This window comes from Thalassospira sp. HJ, from assembly GCF_000948415.1.
In the GTDB taxonomy this organism is placed as follows: Bacteria; Pseudomonadota; Alphaproteobacteria; order Rhodospirillales; family Thalassospiraceae; genus Thalassospira.
On the sequence record NZ_JYII01000015.1, the window covers coordinates 33,099 to 49,745 of the forward strand.

Annotated in this window: 15 protein-coding genes; 11 read left to right on the forward strand and 4 right to left on the reverse strand. The window is 53.7% G+C overall.

Going from position 1 to position 16,647, the window contains the following annotated elements:
- Positions 1–512: 512 nt before the first annotated feature.
- From UF64_RS13175 to UF64_RS13205, 7 genes are all read left to right on the forward strand, one after another.
- A complete protein-coding gene (locus UF64_RS13175; RefSeq protein WP_044829084.1) occupies positions 513–1,811 on the forward strand; it encodes an extracellular solute-binding protein in 1,299 nt (432 codons plus the stop codon).
- An 84-nt stretch (positions 1,812–1,895) separates the two neighbouring features.
- Complete coding sequence (locus UF64_RS13180) at positions 1,896–2,774, forward strand: ABC transporter permease subunit (RefSeq protein ID WP_044829085.1); 879 nt, start codon at positions 1,896–1,898, stop codon at positions 2,772–2,774.
- A gap of 13 nt (positions 2,775–2,787) precedes the next feature.
- Positions 2,788–3,642 carry a sn-glycerol-3-phosphate ABC transporter permease UgpE gene (gene ugpE / locus UF64_RS13185; RefSeq protein ID WP_044829086.1) on the forward strand — a complete coding sequence of 285 codons (855 nt, stop codon included), beginning with the start codon at positions 2,788–2,790 and terminating at the stop codon, positions 3,640–3,642.
- 57 nt (positions 3,643–3,699) lie between these two features.
- Positions 3,700–4,770, forward strand: coding sequence for a sn-glycerol-3-phosphate import ATP-binding protein UgpC (locus UF64_RS13190; RefSeq protein WP_044829087.1), 1,071 nt, complete (start codon positions 3,700–3,702; stop codon positions 4,768–4,770).
- Positions 4,771–4,915: 145 nt separating this feature from the next.
- Complete coding sequence (locus UF64_RS13195; RefSeq protein WP_044829088.1) at positions 4,916–5,389, forward strand: GAF domain-containing protein; 474 nt, start codon at positions 4,916–4,918, stop codon at positions 5,387–5,389.
- A 59-nt stretch (positions 5,390–5,448) separates the two neighbouring features.
- The gene (gene ssb / locus UF64_RS13200; protein WP_044829089.1) at positions 5,449–5,979 is read left to right on the forward strand and encodes a single-stranded DNA-binding protein; all 531 of its coding nucleotides are present in this window, start codon (positions 5,449–5,451) and stop codon (positions 5,977–5,979) included.
- 244 nt (positions 5,980–6,223) lie between these two features.
- On the forward strand, positions 6,224–6,622 hold the full coding sequence (locus UF64_RS13205) for an NUDIX domain-containing protein (RefSeq protein ID WP_235285062.1): 399 nt from the start codon (positions 6,224–6,226) through the stop codon (positions 6,620–6,622).
- Here UF64_RS13205 and UF64_RS13210 read toward each other — a convergent pair.
- A complete protein-coding gene (locus UF64_RS13210; RefSeq protein WP_044829197.1) occupies positions 6,619–7,113 on the reverse strand; it encodes a YchJ family protein in 495 nt (164 codons plus the stop codon). The two genes, UF64_RS13205 and UF64_RS13210, sit on opposite strands and share 4 nt — an antisense overlap.
- Before the next feature lie 618 nt (positions 7,114–7,731).
- Between UF64_RS13210 and rpoH the strand changes: the two genes are divergently transcribed.
- Positions 7,732–8,601: an RNA polymerase sigma factor RpoH gene (gene rpoH, locus UF64_RS13215; RefSeq protein WP_044829091.1), complete on the forward strand. Its 870-nt coding sequence runs from the start codon at positions 7,732–7,734 to the stop codon at positions 8,599–8,601.
- A gap of 90 nt (positions 8,602–8,691) precedes the next feature.
- Here rpoH and UF64_RS13220 read toward each other — a convergent pair whose 3' ends face one another.
- A complete protein-coding gene (locus UF64_RS13220) occupies positions 8,692–9,147 on the reverse strand; it encodes an NUDIX hydrolase (protein WP_044829092.1) in 456 nt (151 codons plus the stop codon).
- Entirely contained in the window at positions 9,134–9,403 is a 270-nt protein-coding gene (locus UF64_RS13225) for a hypothetical protein (protein ID WP_044829093.1), read from the reverse strand. Before UF64_RS13225 ends, UF64_RS13220 begins: the two co-directional genes overlap by 14 nt.
- Before the next feature lie 202 nt (positions 9,404–9,605).
- Here UF64_RS13225 and UF64_RS13230 point away from each other — a divergent pair, with 202 nt between their 5' ends.
- On the forward strand, positions 9,606–10,478 hold the full coding sequence (locus tag UF64_RS13230; protein WP_044829094.1) for a DUF502 domain-containing protein: 873 nt from the start codon (positions 9,606–9,608) through the stop codon (positions 10,476–10,478).
- A 65-nt stretch (positions 10,479–10,543) separates the two neighbouring features.
- On the opposite strand, the gene recG is transcribed toward UF64_RS13230, so the two are convergent.
- On the reverse strand, positions 10,544–12,631 hold the full coding sequence (gene recG / locus UF64_RS13235) for an ATP-dependent DNA helicase RecG (RefSeq protein WP_044829095.1): 2,088 nt from the start codon (positions 12,629–12,631) through the stop codon (positions 10,544–10,546).
- Positions 12,632–12,857: 226 nt separating this feature from the next.
- Here recG and UF64_RS13240 point away from each other — a divergent pair, with 226 nt between their 5' ends.
- A complete protein-coding gene (locus tag UF64_RS13240; RefSeq protein WP_044829096.1) occupies positions 12,858–13,130 on the forward strand; it encodes a succinate dehydrogenase assembly factor 2 in 273 nt (90 codons plus the stop codon).
- A gap of 7 nt (positions 13,131–13,137) precedes the next feature.
- Positions 13,138–16,635, forward strand: coding sequence for a transcription-repair coupling factor (gene mfd, locus UF64_RS13245; RefSeq protein WP_044829097.1), 3,498 nt, complete (start codon positions 13,138–13,140; stop codon positions 16,633–16,635).
- The last annotated feature ends 12 nt before the right edge of the window (positions 16,636–16,647 follow it).

The window sequence follows — 16,647 nt, forward strand, 5'->3', positions numbered from 1 at the left end:
TTACACATCTGCAAAGCGCAAACCAACAGTTAGTCGTTCCTTTTGAGGCACCTGACCATGGGGTTTTAGATTCGCCAAGAATTCCCAAAGTCCAATTCACAAATGAAAATCGGCAAACCAAGCGCGATATTCGTTTCAACAGAGCCTGAAATCAAAATCTTAGCCAGCCATTTCAAAAAATCACTTTACTGTAACATTTCGAAGAAACACCAAAACACAAGGATTACCGGGGCATGTAGCAGGGTCGTCGCCAAACACCGGAATTCTGCCCGATCGAAAGGCTTTCATGCCCATTCAATTTGTGAGATGTTCATTCGAACATTTGAAGGGGTCGAATGTACTAACAATATCAATAATCGACAGTCCAAACGGTAATTACGCACATCAAAAAGTAAATTTCCGAAAACTGTCACTTGAGGAAGCGTCCCCCTCAGATGAAAACGAGAGCGTTGCGAGAGACCGTTCAACAGGCGGCTTTTCGCGCAAAGTTTTTATTTGGGAGATAGAAAATCATGTTCCGCAAAACACTGATGGCGGCTGCTGCCGTGTTTGCCCTTGGCAGCACCGCACAAGCTGCAACCGAGATCACTTGGTGGCATGCAATGGACGGCGCACTTGGCGACGTTGTCAACCAGATCACCGAAGACTTCAACGCAAGCCAGGATGAATACAAACTCGTATCCATCAACAAGGGCGGCTACGAAGACACCATGACGGCCGGTATCGCAGCGTTCCGCGCGAAAAACCAGCCGAACATCATTCAGATCTTCGATGCCGGTGCAGCGACCATCATCAACGCCAAAGGCGCGGTCAAGCCGGTTCAGGACCTGCTTGAAGAAAACAATGTCGCTTTTGACATCAATGATTACATCCCGGGTGTCCGTTACTTCTATGCCGATTCCGCTGGCAAGATGATCGGCATGCCGTTCAACAGCTCGACCCCGCTTCTTTATTACAACAAAGACGCTCTGGCCAAAGCCGGCGTTGATGTTCCGAAAACCTGGCAGGAATTCGAAGCTGCGGCTCCGAAACTCAAAGAAGCAGGCTACATCGCGCTTGCACAGTCCCACACCCCGTGGATCTTCTTTGAAAACTTCATGTCGCGTCACAACCTGCAGATGGCAACCGCCAACAACGGTTATGACAGCACCGATGTTAAAATCCTTTATAACAACGATGCTCTGAAAGACCATTGGGAGCACGTCAAAGCCTGGAAAGACGAAGGCTATTACGGTTACTACGGCCGTGCATGGGGTGCCAACCAGGACGCCTTCGTACAGCAGAAAGTCGCAATGTGGATCGGTTCTTCCGGTTCGTTTGGCGGTCTTCGTAAATCCACCGAATTTGATTTCGGCAGCTCGACCCTCCCGTACTGGGAAGGCGTTGGTGACGCACCGAAATCGACCTTCATCGGTGGCGCTTCGCTGTTTGCCTTCTCTGGTCACAGCGCAGAACAGGACGCGGGTGTTGCCGAGTTCTTCAAATTCCTGACCAAGCCGGAAACCCAGTACTACTGGCACAAGGAAACCGGTTATGTTCCGGTGACCAACGCTGCTTATGAGCTGGCAAAATCCGACGGCTACTACAACGAAAGCCCGGACGCAGAAGTTGGCATCATCCAGCTTTCTGAAGAAGGCGGCGAGTGGACCCGCGGTTACCGTCTTGGCTTCTATGTTCAGATCCGTGAAGTCATCTATCGTGAAGTCGACAAAATCATGAACGGCGAAGAAACCGTTGATGGTGCTTTTGCGACCATCGAAGAAGAAGCGAACGGTCTGCTGAAACGCTTCAACGATACCTACTCGAACTAATCTGCTTTTCGCAAATGCGGGGCGGCCGATGATTTGGCCGCCCTGTTTTGCATTTTCTGATTTTGCCTTGAGGTTGCGTTCACAATGAAGCGCGTACAATTTGAACATAGCGCGGTGCCATACCTTTTTATCGCGCCGCAAATTCTGATTATTTCCATATTCTTCCTGTGGCCGGCGGCCCAGGCGCTGTATCAGTCATTCCTGCTTGAAGATGCCTTTGGCCTGTCTTCGCAGTTTGTCTGGTTCCGCAATTTTGAAGATGTGCTTTCGAGCAGTTCCTGGACACGCTCGGCTATCTTCACGGTCGTATTCTCGGTTTTGGTTTCCGTTCTTTCCATCGCGATCTCACTGTTTCTTGCAGTGCGCGCCGATGAAGTGATCCGGGGTGCCAAAACCTATAAAACGCTTTTGATGTGGGGATATGCGATTGCCCCGCCGGTGGCCGGTCTTCTTGGTAACATGATGTTCAACCCGTTGATGGGTGACCTTTATAAGGCGTTTAACAGCTTCGGGTTTGAGTTCAACCACATCCAGAACGCCAATGATGCGGCCTTTGTCGTCATCCTGATCGCGGTCTGGAAACAGGTCAGCGTGAACTTCATCTTCTTTCTGTCAGGCCTTCAGGGCATTCCGAAATCGGTCCAGGAAGCAGCCACCCTTGATTGCAAAAGCCCGGAACGTCGTTTCTGGACGATTACATTCCCGCTGCTGGCACCGACGACCTTCTTCCTGCTGGTGATCAACCTGACCTACGCCTTCTTTGAGACCTTTGGCATCATTGACGTTTCGACCAAGGGGGCTCCGGGCGGATCAACCGCAACCCTTGTTTACAAGGTTTATGTCGATGGCTTCCTTGGTGCGGATATGGGCGGCAGTGCGGCCCAGTCGGTCCTGCTGATGATCATGGTCAGTGTCCTGACCGTGTTCCAGTTCCGCTTCATCGAACGCAAAGTGCATTACTAGGGGGAACGTCATCATGTATCAGTCCAAATGGCGTATATTTACCAACCACACCATTCTGGTGCTTGGCGCACTTTTCATGATCCTTCCGGTCTGGATTGCCTTTGCGTCATCCACTCATACCCGTGAATACGTTTTCCAAAACGGTCTGCAATTCTGGCCGGGCGGCGAATTCTTTTCCAACTACGGGGCGATCCTGTTTGATGCAGAGGCGACCAAGGGCAGGGTGACCGCCCTCGAAATGCTGTTTAACAGCATGGTGCTTGGTCTTGGCTTTGCGATCGGCAAGGTGATCATTTCGATGATGGCGGCTTACGCGATTGTCTATTTCCGCTTCAAACTGGCAGTGCCGCTGTTCTGGATCATTTTCTCGACCCTGTTGCTGCCGCTTGAAGTCCGCATTGTACCGTCCTACGAGGTTGTCGCGGATCTTGGGCTGCTTAACAGCTATACCGGTTTGATCCTGCCGCTGATTGCGTCTGCCACCGGCACGTTCTTCTTCCGGCAGTTTTACCGCTCGGTCCCCGATGAGTTGCTTGAAGCAGCTAGGCTGGACGGGGCAGGGCCGATCCGGTTCTTTATCGACATTCTGGTGCCGCTGTCGGTGACCATGATTGCCGCGATCTTCATCATCATGTTTGTCGTTGGCTGGAACCAGTATCTCTGGCCGCTTCTGATGACGACGGATGATCAGCTCTACACCATCGTGATCGGGATCAAGCAGGTCTATAACTCGCTTTATGAAGGCGGGCAGATACCGCAGTTCCCCAAGGCATTCGCACTGACAATTATGGCAACCATCCCACCAGTTCTGGTGGTGGTGATCTTCCAGCGCATGTTCGTCAAGGGGCTGGTCGAGACGGAAAAATAACTCCGTCTCCCAAACCCGCTGAATTGAAAATAACCGATCCGCATACAGGATACTAAGATGGCAACTGTAACGCTTAATCAGGCCCAGAAAACCTACCCGAACGGCTTTAAGGCCATTCACGGCATTGACCTTAAGATCGAGGATGGCGAGTTCACCGTTCTTGTTGGTCCGTCGGGCTGTGGCAAATCCACGCTGCTGCGTATGATCGCAGGCCTTGAAAGCATTTCCGATGGCGAAATCAGTATTGATGACAAGGTCGTCAACAAGATCGCCCCGGCAGACCGTGATATCGCGATGGTTTTCCAGAACTATGCGCTTTATCCGCACATGAATAACTATGACAACATGGCCTATGGCCTGAAAAACCGCGGCTTTAGCAAGGCGGAAATCGATACCAAGGTCCGCGAGGCGGCCCGTATTCTGCAACTCGACGATCACCTTGAGCGCAAACCACGCCAATTGTCCGGTGGCCAGCGTCAGCGTGTCGCCATGGGCCGCGCGATCGTGCGTCAGCCAAAGGTCTTCCTGTTTGACGAGCCGCTTTCAAACCTTGATGCCAAGTTGCGCGTCGATATGCGCCTTGAAATCAAGAATCTTCAGCAGCGTCTCGGCATTACATCGGTCTATGTCACCCACGATCAGGTCGAAGCCATGACCCTCGCTGATCGTTTGATCGTGATGAATGGCGGCATTGCGGAACAAATCGGCTCACCGATTGATATCTATGAAAAACCGGCAAGTCAGTTTGTGGCAGGCTTCATCGGCTCCCCGGCCATGAACTTCCTGAAAGGCAAGGTTTCGGATGACAAGAAGCATGTCACCGTCGGCGATGGTGTGATGCTTGACCTTGATCACGATGTCGAAGCCGGCCGGGAGGTCACGGTGGGTATTCGCCCGGAACATCTCGACCTTCTGCAAGACGGAAAAGGGCGGATCAATGCGCCTGTGCGCATGGTTGAGTCCCTTGGTGCCGAGACTCTGGTTTACCTTGATTTCGGGGCCAATGCAGACAACGTTACGCTTCGTTTGCAGGGAACCCATCAATTTGCAAAGGGCGACCAACTTAGCCTTTCGGTCCCTGCCAACAAAATCCATTTGTTTGATATCGACAGTGGCAAGCGCCTCTGATTGATAACAGATACCCGGACTTTCAAGCGCCTCTGGCAATGTGAATTTGTCAGAGGCACTTTTGTTTACGGTTGCTGGCACTTTACCCTTGTCTCAAACCTTGCGAACGGGGTAGTTCCTATGCGCGAAAGTTAAGGAGTTCGATGTGCAGACCGACCAGAAAAAAGCGCTTTATGAAGAAGCGCAAAAAGAGCTGATCAGCATTACCGAAGGCGAAACGAACGTGACCGCCGTGATGGCGACGGTGTGCTGCATCCTTTCGCAAAAGTTCGACTATTACTTCTGGACGGGGTTCTATAATGTTGATCCCAATAAGGAAAGCGAACTTGTCGTCGGGCCGTATCAGGGTACGCTTGGCTGCCTTCGCATTCCGTTCGGGCGCGGCGTTTGTGGCGTCGCTGCATCAACGCTTGAGACCCAGGTGGTTGCAGATGTTCACGCATTCCCGGGGCATATCGCCTGCGACAGTCGGACCAATTCGGAAATCGTCTTACCGGTGACTAATGCGGATGGACAGTTGATCGCCGTGCTCGACGTCGATAGTGTCGAAGCCAATTCGTTTGATGAAACGGATCGCATTGCACTTGAAACTTTAATGCAGCGCATTTTTGCGCAATGATAACCCACAAGCCTCGACAAATCGGGGCAGCGGACAACACAAACTTTGGAAGATAACCCATGGCTGGCAGTGTCAATAAAGTCATTCTCGTCGGGAACCTTGGCCGCGATCCTGAAATCCGGTTTACCCAGGCTGGCAAAAAGATCGCCAATTTCAGCATCGCAACCTCCGAACAGTGGCGTGACCGTCAGTCCGGCGAGCGCCGCGAGCGCACCGAATGGCACCGTATTGTCGTCTTCAACGAAGGCCTTGCTGACGTCGTAGAGCGCTTTGTCAAGAAAGGCAGCAAGCTCTATATCGAAGGTCAGCTGCGTACCCGCAAATGGCAGGGGCAGGACGGCAAGGACAACTACACCACCGAAGTCGTTCTTGAAGGCTTCAACTCCAACCTGACCATGCTGGATAACCGCGGCGGTGAAGGCGGCGGCATGGGTGGCGGTTCATCCTCTGGTGGTGGCTATGGCGGCGGCCAGGACAGCGGCGGCGGATTTGGCGGCGGCTCTGATGCCGGTTGGGGCAATGGCGGCTCGTCCGGTGGCGGTTCTGCACCGGCGGGTGCCCCGGATCTTGATGACGAGATCCCGTTCTAACCAACCGCTTGAAACGACAGAATTCAATGCACCCCGAAACACTGGTTGTTTTGGGGTGTTTTGTTTTGTGCGGACCCTCCTTTGAAATCGCTTTAGCCGACCACACATGACATGGAGTGACTCAATCAAAAGATTTTAGCTACGGCGCTATAAATACTTAAGAAAATCTGATGTAAGATTACAGTTCACACTTGGCTGAACAAGGGAGCCGTTTTTGGCCGGTCCGATATTTGGAACCCCGCGGATGGGGCAGAGCTATAACGTTCAGGACTGCGTCTATGCCGTGATCAAACGCGAAAACGGTGACGTTGCCGTTGCACGCACGCCCAAGGGGATTGTGCTGCTGGGTGGCGGGGTCGAAGACGGCGAAAGTGAACGGGATGCCCTTTATCGCGAGGCATATGAAGAATCCGGCTATCGCGCGCATATCCTTTCGCGGCTCGGCTTTGCATCACAATATGTCAATAACGCCGCCAAGGACCGTTTCCGCCTCAAACGTGCGACCTTCTTTCTTTGTGAACTTACCGAAAAGATCGGGCCGCCAGTCGATCAGGACCACGAACTGCTATGGCTGCCCTATAAAGAAGCCCATGAAAGCCTGATCCGGCCATTTCATCGCTGGGCGCTGGAATTTGTGCGCTAACCGCAGCACTTCTTGAATTTCTTGCCCGATCCGCACGGGCAGGGATCGTTCCGGCCGGCTTTGGCTGGTGCTTCAAGACGCTTCTCACCCGGAAACACACCATCCACATAGAACCACTTGCCGTCGCGACGTTCAAAATTGGATCTTTCGTGAAGCTGATGTTTTTTGCCGTTTTCTTCAAACCGGGCAATGAACTCGACAATTCCGGTTTGATCCAGAACGCCGCCCGCAACGCTTTCAACGATCTCCAACCCGGTCCAGCGTGTGGTGTCTTGCGCAATACTTTCCGCGTCAAACCCGGAACGATTTTCTTCTGCCAGCGTTGAAAGAAGGTAAGCCCCATCACGCAGGACAAAGGCACAATACCGTGATCGCATCAGCTTTTCCGCCGACTCAGCACTGGCAGCCCCCGAATGATACTTGCCACAACAGGCGCCATAGCTTTTCAGGCTCCCACACGGGCAAGGCGCGGCTGCAGCAAGGGTTATCATGATGAACTCCATTCATTTTGGGCGTTTACGGCCAACATACAGGAGCAGTTTCATGCATGCCATATCGCAAAGATCTGCGCGTGGGATTGAGCCCTGACAATGTAAAGAAAGCCGCTTTTCACCCGTCCCAAGCAAATTTGGACGATTTGCCTTTGTTTCGCCGCATATCGATCCTAGCGTTAACCATTAGCGTTTAAAGTACCTGACTGTGTTTGTCGACTATAGTTCCTAAAACGCTGATGTAGACGGATTAATATATCTGAAACACACGCTGGAAGTTCTTGACGGATTTAGTCGGGTTTAGATATATTAATAAATGCGGGTGGGGGCCCAAAGGCACCGCCGGATCAACGTCCGGCCAATTGGCGGACATGTAAATTGTCGATTTGCTTCGAGTAAGGATGAGACACGATGAATGAACTTCTTATTAGCGTCTGCTGTCCTCTTCCATAGGTGACTTTGGAATGAGATACGACCGGATCACACCTATCCTTAGATAGTTTCCGGTCGTCCACGTGAATTATTTCACAACCGATAGCGTTTGCGCGTCATCCAGCTTCTGACGGACTCCGTATCCAGTGTAGATGCCGACGTGTAAACCTCTCAGGAGGACATAGAATGAGCGCCATTAAATTACCAGCCGTTCCCCAGGAAGAGGGTTTCTCGGGTTATCTCCGTGAAGTCTGGAAGTTCCCCATGCTTACGGCGGATGAAGAATACATGCTGGCCCACCGTTATCAGGATCATGATGACACCGAGGCCGCCCACAAACTTGTTACCAGTCACTTGCGCCTTGTTGCCAAGATCGCGTTTGGTTATCGCGGCTACGGCCTGCCGATGGCCGACCTTGTCGCAGAGGGCAATACCGGCCTGATGCGTGCCGTGCAGAAGTTCGACCCCGAGCGTGGCTTCCGCCTGTCGACCTATGCGATGTGGTGGATCCGTGCAGCGGTGACCGAATACATTCTGCAGAGCTGGTCGATGGTCAAACTCGGCACCATGGCAGCACAGAAGAAACTGTTCTTCAGCCTGCGTAAAGCCAAGCGTCAGCTTAACATTTATGACAATGGCGAACTTTCGCCAGAGGAAGCTGATCAGGTTGCCGAAAAACTTGGTGTTACCGGTCGTGAAGCACTTGATATGAACCGCCGCCTTGCGGCGCGTGACTTCTCGCTCAACACACCGATGCCAAAAGACGAGGGGATGGAGTATCTCGATACCCTGTCGTCTGACGCACCGAGCCCGGAAGCACTGGTTGCGGATGCCGAAGAACGTGTTCTTCACAACGGCATGCTGAAAAACGCACTGGGTGAATTGCCCGAACGTGAACAGGAAATTATCAAGGCCCGTTTCTTGACCGATGATCCGATCACGCTCGAAAAACTTGGTGAACGCTTCGGTGTTAGCCGTGAACGCGTCCGTCAGCTTGAAGCACGCGCTTTCAAGAAGATCCAGGAAAGCGTTCTGACCCAGCACGCGGCTGCGTAAGCATAACGCACCCAATCAAATCAAAAGGCGGCATCCCAAGGGAGCCGCCTTTTTTCATACTGTATCGCTTGGTCCAAGTCGGAAAGGCGCTTAGCCTTTTGAAAGCACATGGCGCGATTTGGCGATGATTTCGATGGTCTTGTTCCACAGGGCGTATTTGGTCACGTCCTTGACATTGACCCACTTGGCGTCCGCGGCATCGCCACCAAGCGTGATATCGGGGTTAAGTGCCACCGCGACGAAATCAATCAGCGTATAGTGATATTCGACCTTGTCATCCTCGTTGGTGGAAATCATGTCCACCGCATCCACAAGGATCGGGCTTGAAATCTTGACCCCGGTTTCCTCAAGGACTTCGCGGCACACCGCATCACGCACCGTTTCACCAAGTTCCTGCGCGCCGCCCGGAAGGCTCCAGGTTCCAACATGGGGTTCCTTGCCGCGCTGGATCAAAAGAACATGGTCCTTGTGCCAGACAACGGCGCCAACGCCGACAAGCGGGCGGGGCAAAAAGGTTCGCTGATCATCAAGTTCAGAAATCGTCATCATCTTCTTCCAAATCATCGTCCGGGTCAGGGACTTCATGCACAACCTTTCCGGTCATTTCACGTGCCCGGATACCGGGGGTTCCAAGAAACTGTTCCTCGGACTCCGGATGCAGGGACATCACAAAATCCCGGGTCGGCGCATCACCGATGGCAAACTGCCGTGCGGTTTCATAATCAGGCGCGCGAACCTTGGCGGTTTTGATCCCGACCGAACCCTCATCATCGTAAATATATTCAACAATCCAGACCTGCAAAACGTCTCCATAACAATTCTGATCTGCAAATTACGGTTTGTTGGTTGCACCGCAAACTTGAATACTGCTATCACTTTAAGAAGCGGGAATAACCCGGCTTTAAGTCCCAGCTTAGCCATATTCTCACGTACAATGATCAAAAGCCAAAGACTAATCTTGCAGTTTTGGCTCTTGATATTTGGCTCTTTTGCACAGGTGGTCAATGAACGCCAAGCGCGACGACAATGATGATCCGGAAAACAAGAGTTCGGATCATGTTATCCCAAGTCCGGGTATGTTTGCCCGGATAAGAGCCTATTTCCTGACCGGTGTGCTTGTCAGTGCACCTCTTGCGATTACCTTCGGGCTTGCTTGGTGGTTCATCGAGTTTGTCGATAGCAAGGTCATCCCGCTAATCCCGGCCCATTACAATCCGGAATCCTATCTTCCGGTTGGCTATGAAGACTACGGGATTCCGGGTTTTGGCCTTTTGGTCATTATCGTTTTCATCACCGTTGTTGGCTGGTTTACAACCAACTTTGCCGGTCGAGCGTTAATTAAGCTTTACGAACGCATCCTTGGCCGCATTCCGGCCGTGCGCAGCATCTATGGTGCGGTCAAGCAGATCCTCGAAACGGTTCTGGCCAACCAGTCGAACGCTTTCCGTCAGGCTGTCCTGCTGGAATACCCGCGCCGCGGTATGTGGGCAATCGGTTTTATCACCGGCGAAACCACGGGCGAGGTACAAAACCTGACCGAAGACAAGGTGATCAACATATTCCTGCCGACCACGCCAAACCCGACCTCGGGCTTCTTGCTGTTCGTGCCGAAGCGTGATGTGGTGATCCTCGATATGACGGTTGAAGAAGCAATCAAGATGGTCATGTCGGGCGGCATCGTTACCCCGCCAGATCGCCGTCCGGCTGAACAGCGCAACCACCCGCAGGTTGCCGCCAAGACCTACGAGGATGTCGATACCCTACGTGAAAAGGAAAACGTGCCGATCCTGGTATCACGTGATATCCCGGCACGCTTGGAAACGGATGAGGCTACTGAGCCAAAATCCAAAGACGGCAAAACGCCAGAAGACGCGTGATTGCACCATCCTAAGCGGTATCGAAGAACAGAAAAGGGCGCATCAAATCGGTGCGCCCTTGTTTGTTATCCGGATCGGAAATACCGAACTGCTTCGTCACGCTCAAACAGATAGAGCAACAGGCGCAAAGAATCCCCGCGGGCTTTCTGAAGGTCCGGGTCTCGCTCCACGATCAGGCGCGCATCATCGCGTGCGATCGCCAGCAAGTCGCCATGTAGCTCCAGATTGGCCAGTCGGTATTCCTGAAGACCACTTTGGCGCGTTCCCAGAACTTCACCCGCACCGCGAAGCTTCAGGTCCTCTTCGGCAATGACAAAGCCGTCCTCGGTTTCGCGCATGATCTTGAGACGCGCCTTTGAAACCTGCCCAAGCGGGCTACCATAAAGCAGCAAACAGGTTGACGCCGCGTCACCACGACCAATGCGCCCGCGAAGCTGATGAAGCTGCGCGAGGCCAAAGCGCTCCGAGTGTTCGATCACCATAATCGTTGCTTCGGGCACATTCACACCGACTTCGATCACGGTGGTGGCAACAAGGATGGATGTATCGCCATGGGCGAACCTTTCCATAACCTCGTCCTTTTCCTTGCCCTTCATCTTGCCATGGACAAGGCCAACACGCTCCGCACCAAACAGCTCTACCAATACGCGATAGCGTTCCTCGGCTGCCTGCAGATCAAGAACCTCGGAATCTTCGACCAGCGGGCAGACCCAGTAGATCTTGGTGCCGCTGCGCATGGCGCGCCCGATCCCGGAAATCACATCATCGACCTTGTCGATCGGCAAGACACGGGTATCGACCGGCTTGCGTCCCGGCGGCTTTTCATCAAGTCGCGAGACTTCCATATCACCAAAGGCTGTCAGGGTCAGGGTGCGCGGAATTGGGGTCGCCGTCATGACCAACACATCGACCGCCTGACCTTTTCCCGCCAACATCAAACGTTGATGCACGCCAAAGCGATGTTGTTCGTCAACAACCGCAAAGGCCAGATCATGGAAGGCGACATCATCCTGAAACAGGGCATGCGTCCCGACCGCGATCTGCACATCACCATTTGCAAAGCCTTCAAGTGCGGCTTTACGAGCCTTTCCCTTATCGCGCCCGGTCAGAATGGCACATTTGATCCCGATCTTCTCAAGCAGCGGCGAGATGGTTTCGAAATGCTGACGGGCTAGGATTTCAGTCGGCGCCATCAGGGCTGCCTGTCGGCCACATTCAACGGCATTGAGCATCGCCATTAGGGCAACCACGGTCTTGCCTGAGCCAACGTCACCTTGCAACAAACGCAGCATCCGACCTTCGCTTGCCATATCTTCATAGATATCGCCAAGCGCACGCTGCTGCGCACCCGTCATGGCAAAGGGCAGGTGGCTGCCAAGGGCGTCGCGCAGGCGTCCATCCCCCTTGGTGACACGGCCGCCCAGTTGGCGCATCTTGGCCCGGATCAGTGTCAGGGCCAGCTGATTGGCAAGCAATTCGTCATAGGCAAGACGTTTGCGTGCCGGATGATCGGGCGAAAGGTCGGTTTCGTCCTGCGGATTATGAACCGTATAAAGTGCCGTCTTCAAATCCGGCCATTTGTGGCGCGCGACCAAGGCCGGGTCATGCCATTCCGCCAAGTCGGGCAGGGTTTCAAGCGCACCGCGCACGGCCTTGGTCAGCGTCTTACCCGTCACTCCGGCAGACATCGGATAGACCGGCTCGACCGTCTGAATTTCCGAACGTTCGGCCTCTGTTCCGATCCGGTCGGGATGTGTGATCTGATATTCACCGCGATAGTGATCGATCTTGCCCGAGACGATCCGCTTTTCACCCACCGGCAAAACGTCATTCAGATACTTCGCCCGCGCATTGAAAAACGCCAGAACCAGCGTACCGCTTTGGGTTTTGCAAATCACGCGATAGGGGCGACGGCGATTGGGGGCCGGGTCATGACGTTCCACCCAGACATCCATGGTCACGACCGATCCATCAATAGTGTCGGAAAGGTCAGGCGAAAAACGGCGATCAATCATGCCAGATGGCAAATGCCACAGCAGGTCGGCCACATGTTCCCCGCCAATCAGGCGCGCCACCAAAGGTTTCAAGCGCGGCCCGATACCGGCTAGCGTGTCAATTTCAGCAAAAAGCGGGAACAGAATTTCCGGGCGCATGACGGTTTTCGTTGAAACTTTCGATGAGAACGTTAATAGAACAATTGCGTTTATGGCACGGGTATACAACAAAACTATCCCGCCACAACCATCAAGTCACCATTTGATACAAAATGACCCGATCACGGCATGGACCCGTAGGGAATTTTGCCGTACAAACCATGCCACAGAACAGGCTGCAGTTGCCGCCCGCAAGGCACTGCCGAGGAAGTCAGGAGATCGTATAATGACCGACACCGTATCGGACCTTGAAATGCGCCGTAAAAAGCTGCTGTTCCGGGGAAGCCATCGTGGCACCAAGGAAAACGATATCCTGATGGGCCGCTTCATGGACAAGCATCTTGCGACCCTGACTGAAGAGCAGCTTGATACATTTGAAGCCCTGATCAACGAAGTGCCCGATGCCGATTTCTTCAAATGGGCGACGGGCAAGGAAGAAGCCCCCGCGCAGTATGACACCGATGTCCTGCGCATGATCCGTGCGCTTAGCAACGCCTGACAAGACATTGAACAAACTAAAAGAAATCATATCGACCACTGGTCGCAAACGGGTAGGCGGGGTGCCAGAAGGTGCCGACGCCCTGATCCTGCGCGAGCTGCTTGACAGCGCAGGCAAGAACAAGACCGTTCTTCACATTGCCCGCGATGACAAGCGCATGGCGCAACTGGCCGAAGCACTGCAATTCTTTGCTGGCGAAATAGAAGTTCTGACCCTGCCGGCATGGGATTGCCTGCCATATGACCGGGTATCGCCGATTTCCGAAGTAACGTCGCGTCGCGTTGAAACGCTGACGACCCTGGCTGATGGCACGGAATCCAGCACTGGTAACGGGCGTATTGTCCTGACAACCGCTGCATCAGCGATCCAGCGTGTCCCGACGGTTGATGTCATGCGCAAGGGCAAGCTGGCCTTTAAGGCCGGCAGTGAATATGACCGCGCAGAGCTGACAGCCTATTTCGAACGAATGGGCTATAACCGTGCCGAACAGGTAATGGAACCGGGCGACTATGCTGTTCGCGGTGACATTGTCGATATCTTTGCGCCGGGTATGAAAGAGCCGGTGCGACTTGATTTCTTTGGCGACGAGATCGAAAGCATCCGCCGCTTTGATGTCGAAACCCAGCGCACCGTTGGCAAGATCAAGGAAATTGCCCTTTTGCCTGTGGGCGAGGTCTATCTTGATCCGGACAGCATTTCACGGTTTCGCAGCGGCTATCGCGAACTTTTCGGGGCGGTTTCACAGACCGATCCGCTTTATGAATCAATTTCCAACGGCCTGAAATATGGCGGGATGGAACACTGGTTGCCGCTGTTCCATGACGGGCTTGATACGATCTTTGCCTATTTGCCCGAAACGATCATCAGCCTTGATTACCAATATGGTGAGGTGATCGAAAACCGCCTTGAGATGATCGATGATTATTATCAGGCGCGTCTGAACATCAAGGGTGGCGGACTTTCGGGCGATAATGTCTATAAGCCGGTACCGCCAGAACGGCTTTATCTTGATCAGGCAGAGTTTGACCGCATGTTGTCAGACCGCCCGGTTCTGGAATTTTCGCCCTATTACGATGATGAAAACCCGGAACGCGGCATCTTTGATCTTGGTGCGCGGGCAGGGCGTGACTTTGGCGATATCCGCGCGCGTGCGGACGTCAATCTTTATGACGAACTGCGCGATTTCATCACCGCCCAGCGCGGCAAGGAAAACCAGGTTGTCATTGCGGCCTATTCCGACGGATCGCGCGACCGTATGATTTCGCTTCTGCGAGAACATGGCGTTGGCAAGGTTGTGCCTTGCGAATGTTGGGAAGATGTTACCGATGACCTGACGCACGAGCATGTCGGTGTCGTAATCCTTGATATCGAACGCGGTTTCCGGCGCAAGGGTCTGTGGTTCGTTACTGAACAGGATATTCTTGGCGATCGCATGAGCCGTCCGGGTGGACGCCGGCGCAAGGCCGATAACTTCCTGCGCGAAGCCTCCGAGATTTCCGAAGGTGACCTGGTCGTTCACCTTGAACATGGTATCGGGCGGTATTTGGGTCTTAAAACCGTTACGGCCGGTGGCGCACCGCATGACTGTTTAGAACTTGAATATGACGGCGGCGACAAGCTGTTTGTCCCGGTTGAGAATATCGAAGTCCTGTCGCGCTATGGCTCGGACGAGGGTGTCTCGATCCTTGATAAGCTCGGCGGTGTTGCCTGGCAGGCGCGTAAGGCCAAGCTGCGCGAACGCATCCGTGACATGGCCGGACAGCTGATCAAAGTTGCTGCTGAACGTCACCTGCGCAAGGGCGCAACGCTTCAGGCGCCCGAAGGCGCCTATGACGAATTCTGTGCCGGCTTCCCGTTTGCCGAAACCGAAGATCAGGCACGCGCCATCCGTGACACCCTTGATGACCTGTCAGCAGGCAAGCCGATGGATCGCCTTGTTTGCGGTGATGTCGGCTTTGGCAAGACAGAAGTCGCCATGCGTGCTGCCTTTGCCGCCGTAATGTCGGGCAAACAGGTGGCTGTGGTGGCACCAACAACGCTGTTGTGCCGGCAGCATTACCTGAACTTCAAGGAACGCTTTGACGGTTTGCCGGTCCGGGTAGAACAGCTTTCGCGCCTTGTTACCGGTAAGAACGCCAAACTGGTCAAGGACAACATCGAAAGCGGTCATGTCGATATCGTTTGTGGCACCCATGCGCTTTTGGGCAACGGTGTGCATTTCAAGGATCTCGGACTTCTGATCGTCGATGAAGAACAGCATTTCGGGGTGAAGCACAAGGAACGGCTCAAGGAGCTGAAATCCGATGTGCATGTTCTGACACTGACGGCGACGCCAATTCCGCGAACCTTGCAATTGGCGCTGACCGGGGTGAAGGAACTTTCAATCATTGCCACACCGCCTGTCGACCGTCTTGCGGTTCGGACCTATATCACGCCCTATGACCCGGTTGTCGTGCGCGAGGCCATCTTGCGCGAACGCCATCGTGGCGGTCAGATTTTCTATGTCTGCCCACGGGTCAACGAACTCGGCCGGGTTGCCAAGGAACTTGAGGCACTTGTGCCGGAAATCAAGTTTGACGTCGCACATGGTCAGATGGGCGCACGTGATCTTGAACAGGTCATGACCGACTTCACCGACCGGAAATTTGATTTGCTGTTGGCGACGAACATCATTGAATCCGGTATTGACGTCCCCAATGCCAACACCATGATCATCCACCGGGCCGATATGTTCGGTCTGGCGCAGCTTTATCAGCTGCGTGGTCGTATCGGGCGCTCCAAACAGCGTGCCTATGCCTATCTGACCTTACCGAATGGCAAGAAGCTGACGGCAACCGCGCTCAAGCGCCTCGAAGTCATGCAGACGCTTGATAGCCTGGGTGCCGGCTTTAATCTGGCCAGCCATGATCTTGATATTCGCGGGGCAGGGAACCTTCTGGGCGAAGAGCAATCCGGTCACATCAAGGAAGTTGGGATCGAGCTTTATCAACAGATGATCGAAGAAGCCGTGGCCGAGGCCAAGGGCGAGATCGACGCGTCCGAAGAAGCAAGCTTTGTCCCGCAGATCAATATCGGCATGCCGGTCCTGATCCCGGATCGTTATGTGCCAGATCTTGGTGTTCGGTTGGGGCTATATCGCCGGATATCGGAACTGCGATCCCGTGAAGAAGTCGACCAGTTCGCAGCCGAGATGATTGACCGGTTCGGCAAACTGCCCAAGGAAGTCGAAAACCTTCTGGATGTCGTCACCATCAAGCAATGGTGCCGGGTTGCCAATATCGAGAAACTTGATGCCGGCCCGAAAGGTGCCCTGATCACGCTGCACAATAACGAATTTCCGAACCCGGCCGGCCTGATTGGCTTTATCCAGCAACAGGTGGGTGTCGCGCGCCTGCGCCCGGATCACAAGATGGTCTACGCCGCGGGCTGGGACGGCCCAACCGACCGGCTTGAGGGCCTTAAACGGCTGATGAAACGGCTGTCGGATATCGCAGTCACGACATAAAGAAAAGGCGGG

Excerpts from the sequence above, each read along its gene's own strand:
- UF64_RS13175 (WP_044829084.1), top strand. The coding sequence starts at position 513 with ATGTTCCGCAAAACACTGATGGCGGCTGCTGCCGTGTTTGCCCTTGGC.
- UF64_RS13180 (WP_044829085.1), top strand. The coding sequence starts at position 1,896 with ATGAAGCGCGTACAATTTGAACATAGCGCGGTGCCATACCTTTTTATC.
- ugpE (WP_044829086.1), top strand. The coding sequence starts at position 2,788 with ATGTATCAGTCCAAATGGCGTATATTTACCAACCACACCATTCTGGTG.
- UF64_RS13190 (WP_044829087.1), top strand. The coding sequence starts at position 3,700 with ATGGCAACTGTAACGCTTAATCAGGCCCAGAAAACCTACCCGAACGGC.
- ssb (WP_044829089.1), top strand. The coding sequence starts at position 5,449 with ATGGCTGGCAGTGTCAATAAAGTCATTCTCGTCGGGAACCTTGGCCGC.
- UF64_RS13205 (WP_235285062.1), top strand. The coding sequence starts at position 6,224 with ATGGGGCAGAGCTATAACGTTCAGGACTGCGTCTATGCCGTGATCAAA.
- UF64_RS13210 (WP_044829197.1), bottom strand. The coding sequence starts at position 7,113 with ATGATAACCCTTGCTGCAGCCGCGCCTTGCCCGTGTGGGAGCCTGAAA.
- rpoH (WP_044829091.1), top strand. The coding sequence starts at position 7,732 with ATGAGCGCCATTAAATTACCAGCCGTTCCCCAGGAAGAGGGTTTCTCG.
- UF64_RS13220 (WP_044829092.1), bottom strand. The coding sequence starts at position 9,147 with ATGACGATTTCTGAACTTGATGATCAGCGAACCTTTTTGCCCCGCCCG.
- UF64_RS13230 (WP_044829094.1), top strand. The coding sequence starts at position 9,606 with ATGAACGCCAAGCGCGACGACAATGATGATCCGGAAAACAAGAGTTCG.
- recG (WP_044829095.1), bottom strand. The coding sequence starts at position 12,631 with ATGCGCCCGGAAATTCTGTTCCCGCTTTTTGCTGAAATTGACACGCTA.
- UF64_RS13240 (WP_044829096.1), top strand. The coding sequence starts at position 12,858 with ATGACCGACACCGTATCGGACCTTGAAATGCGCCGTAAAAAGCTGCTG.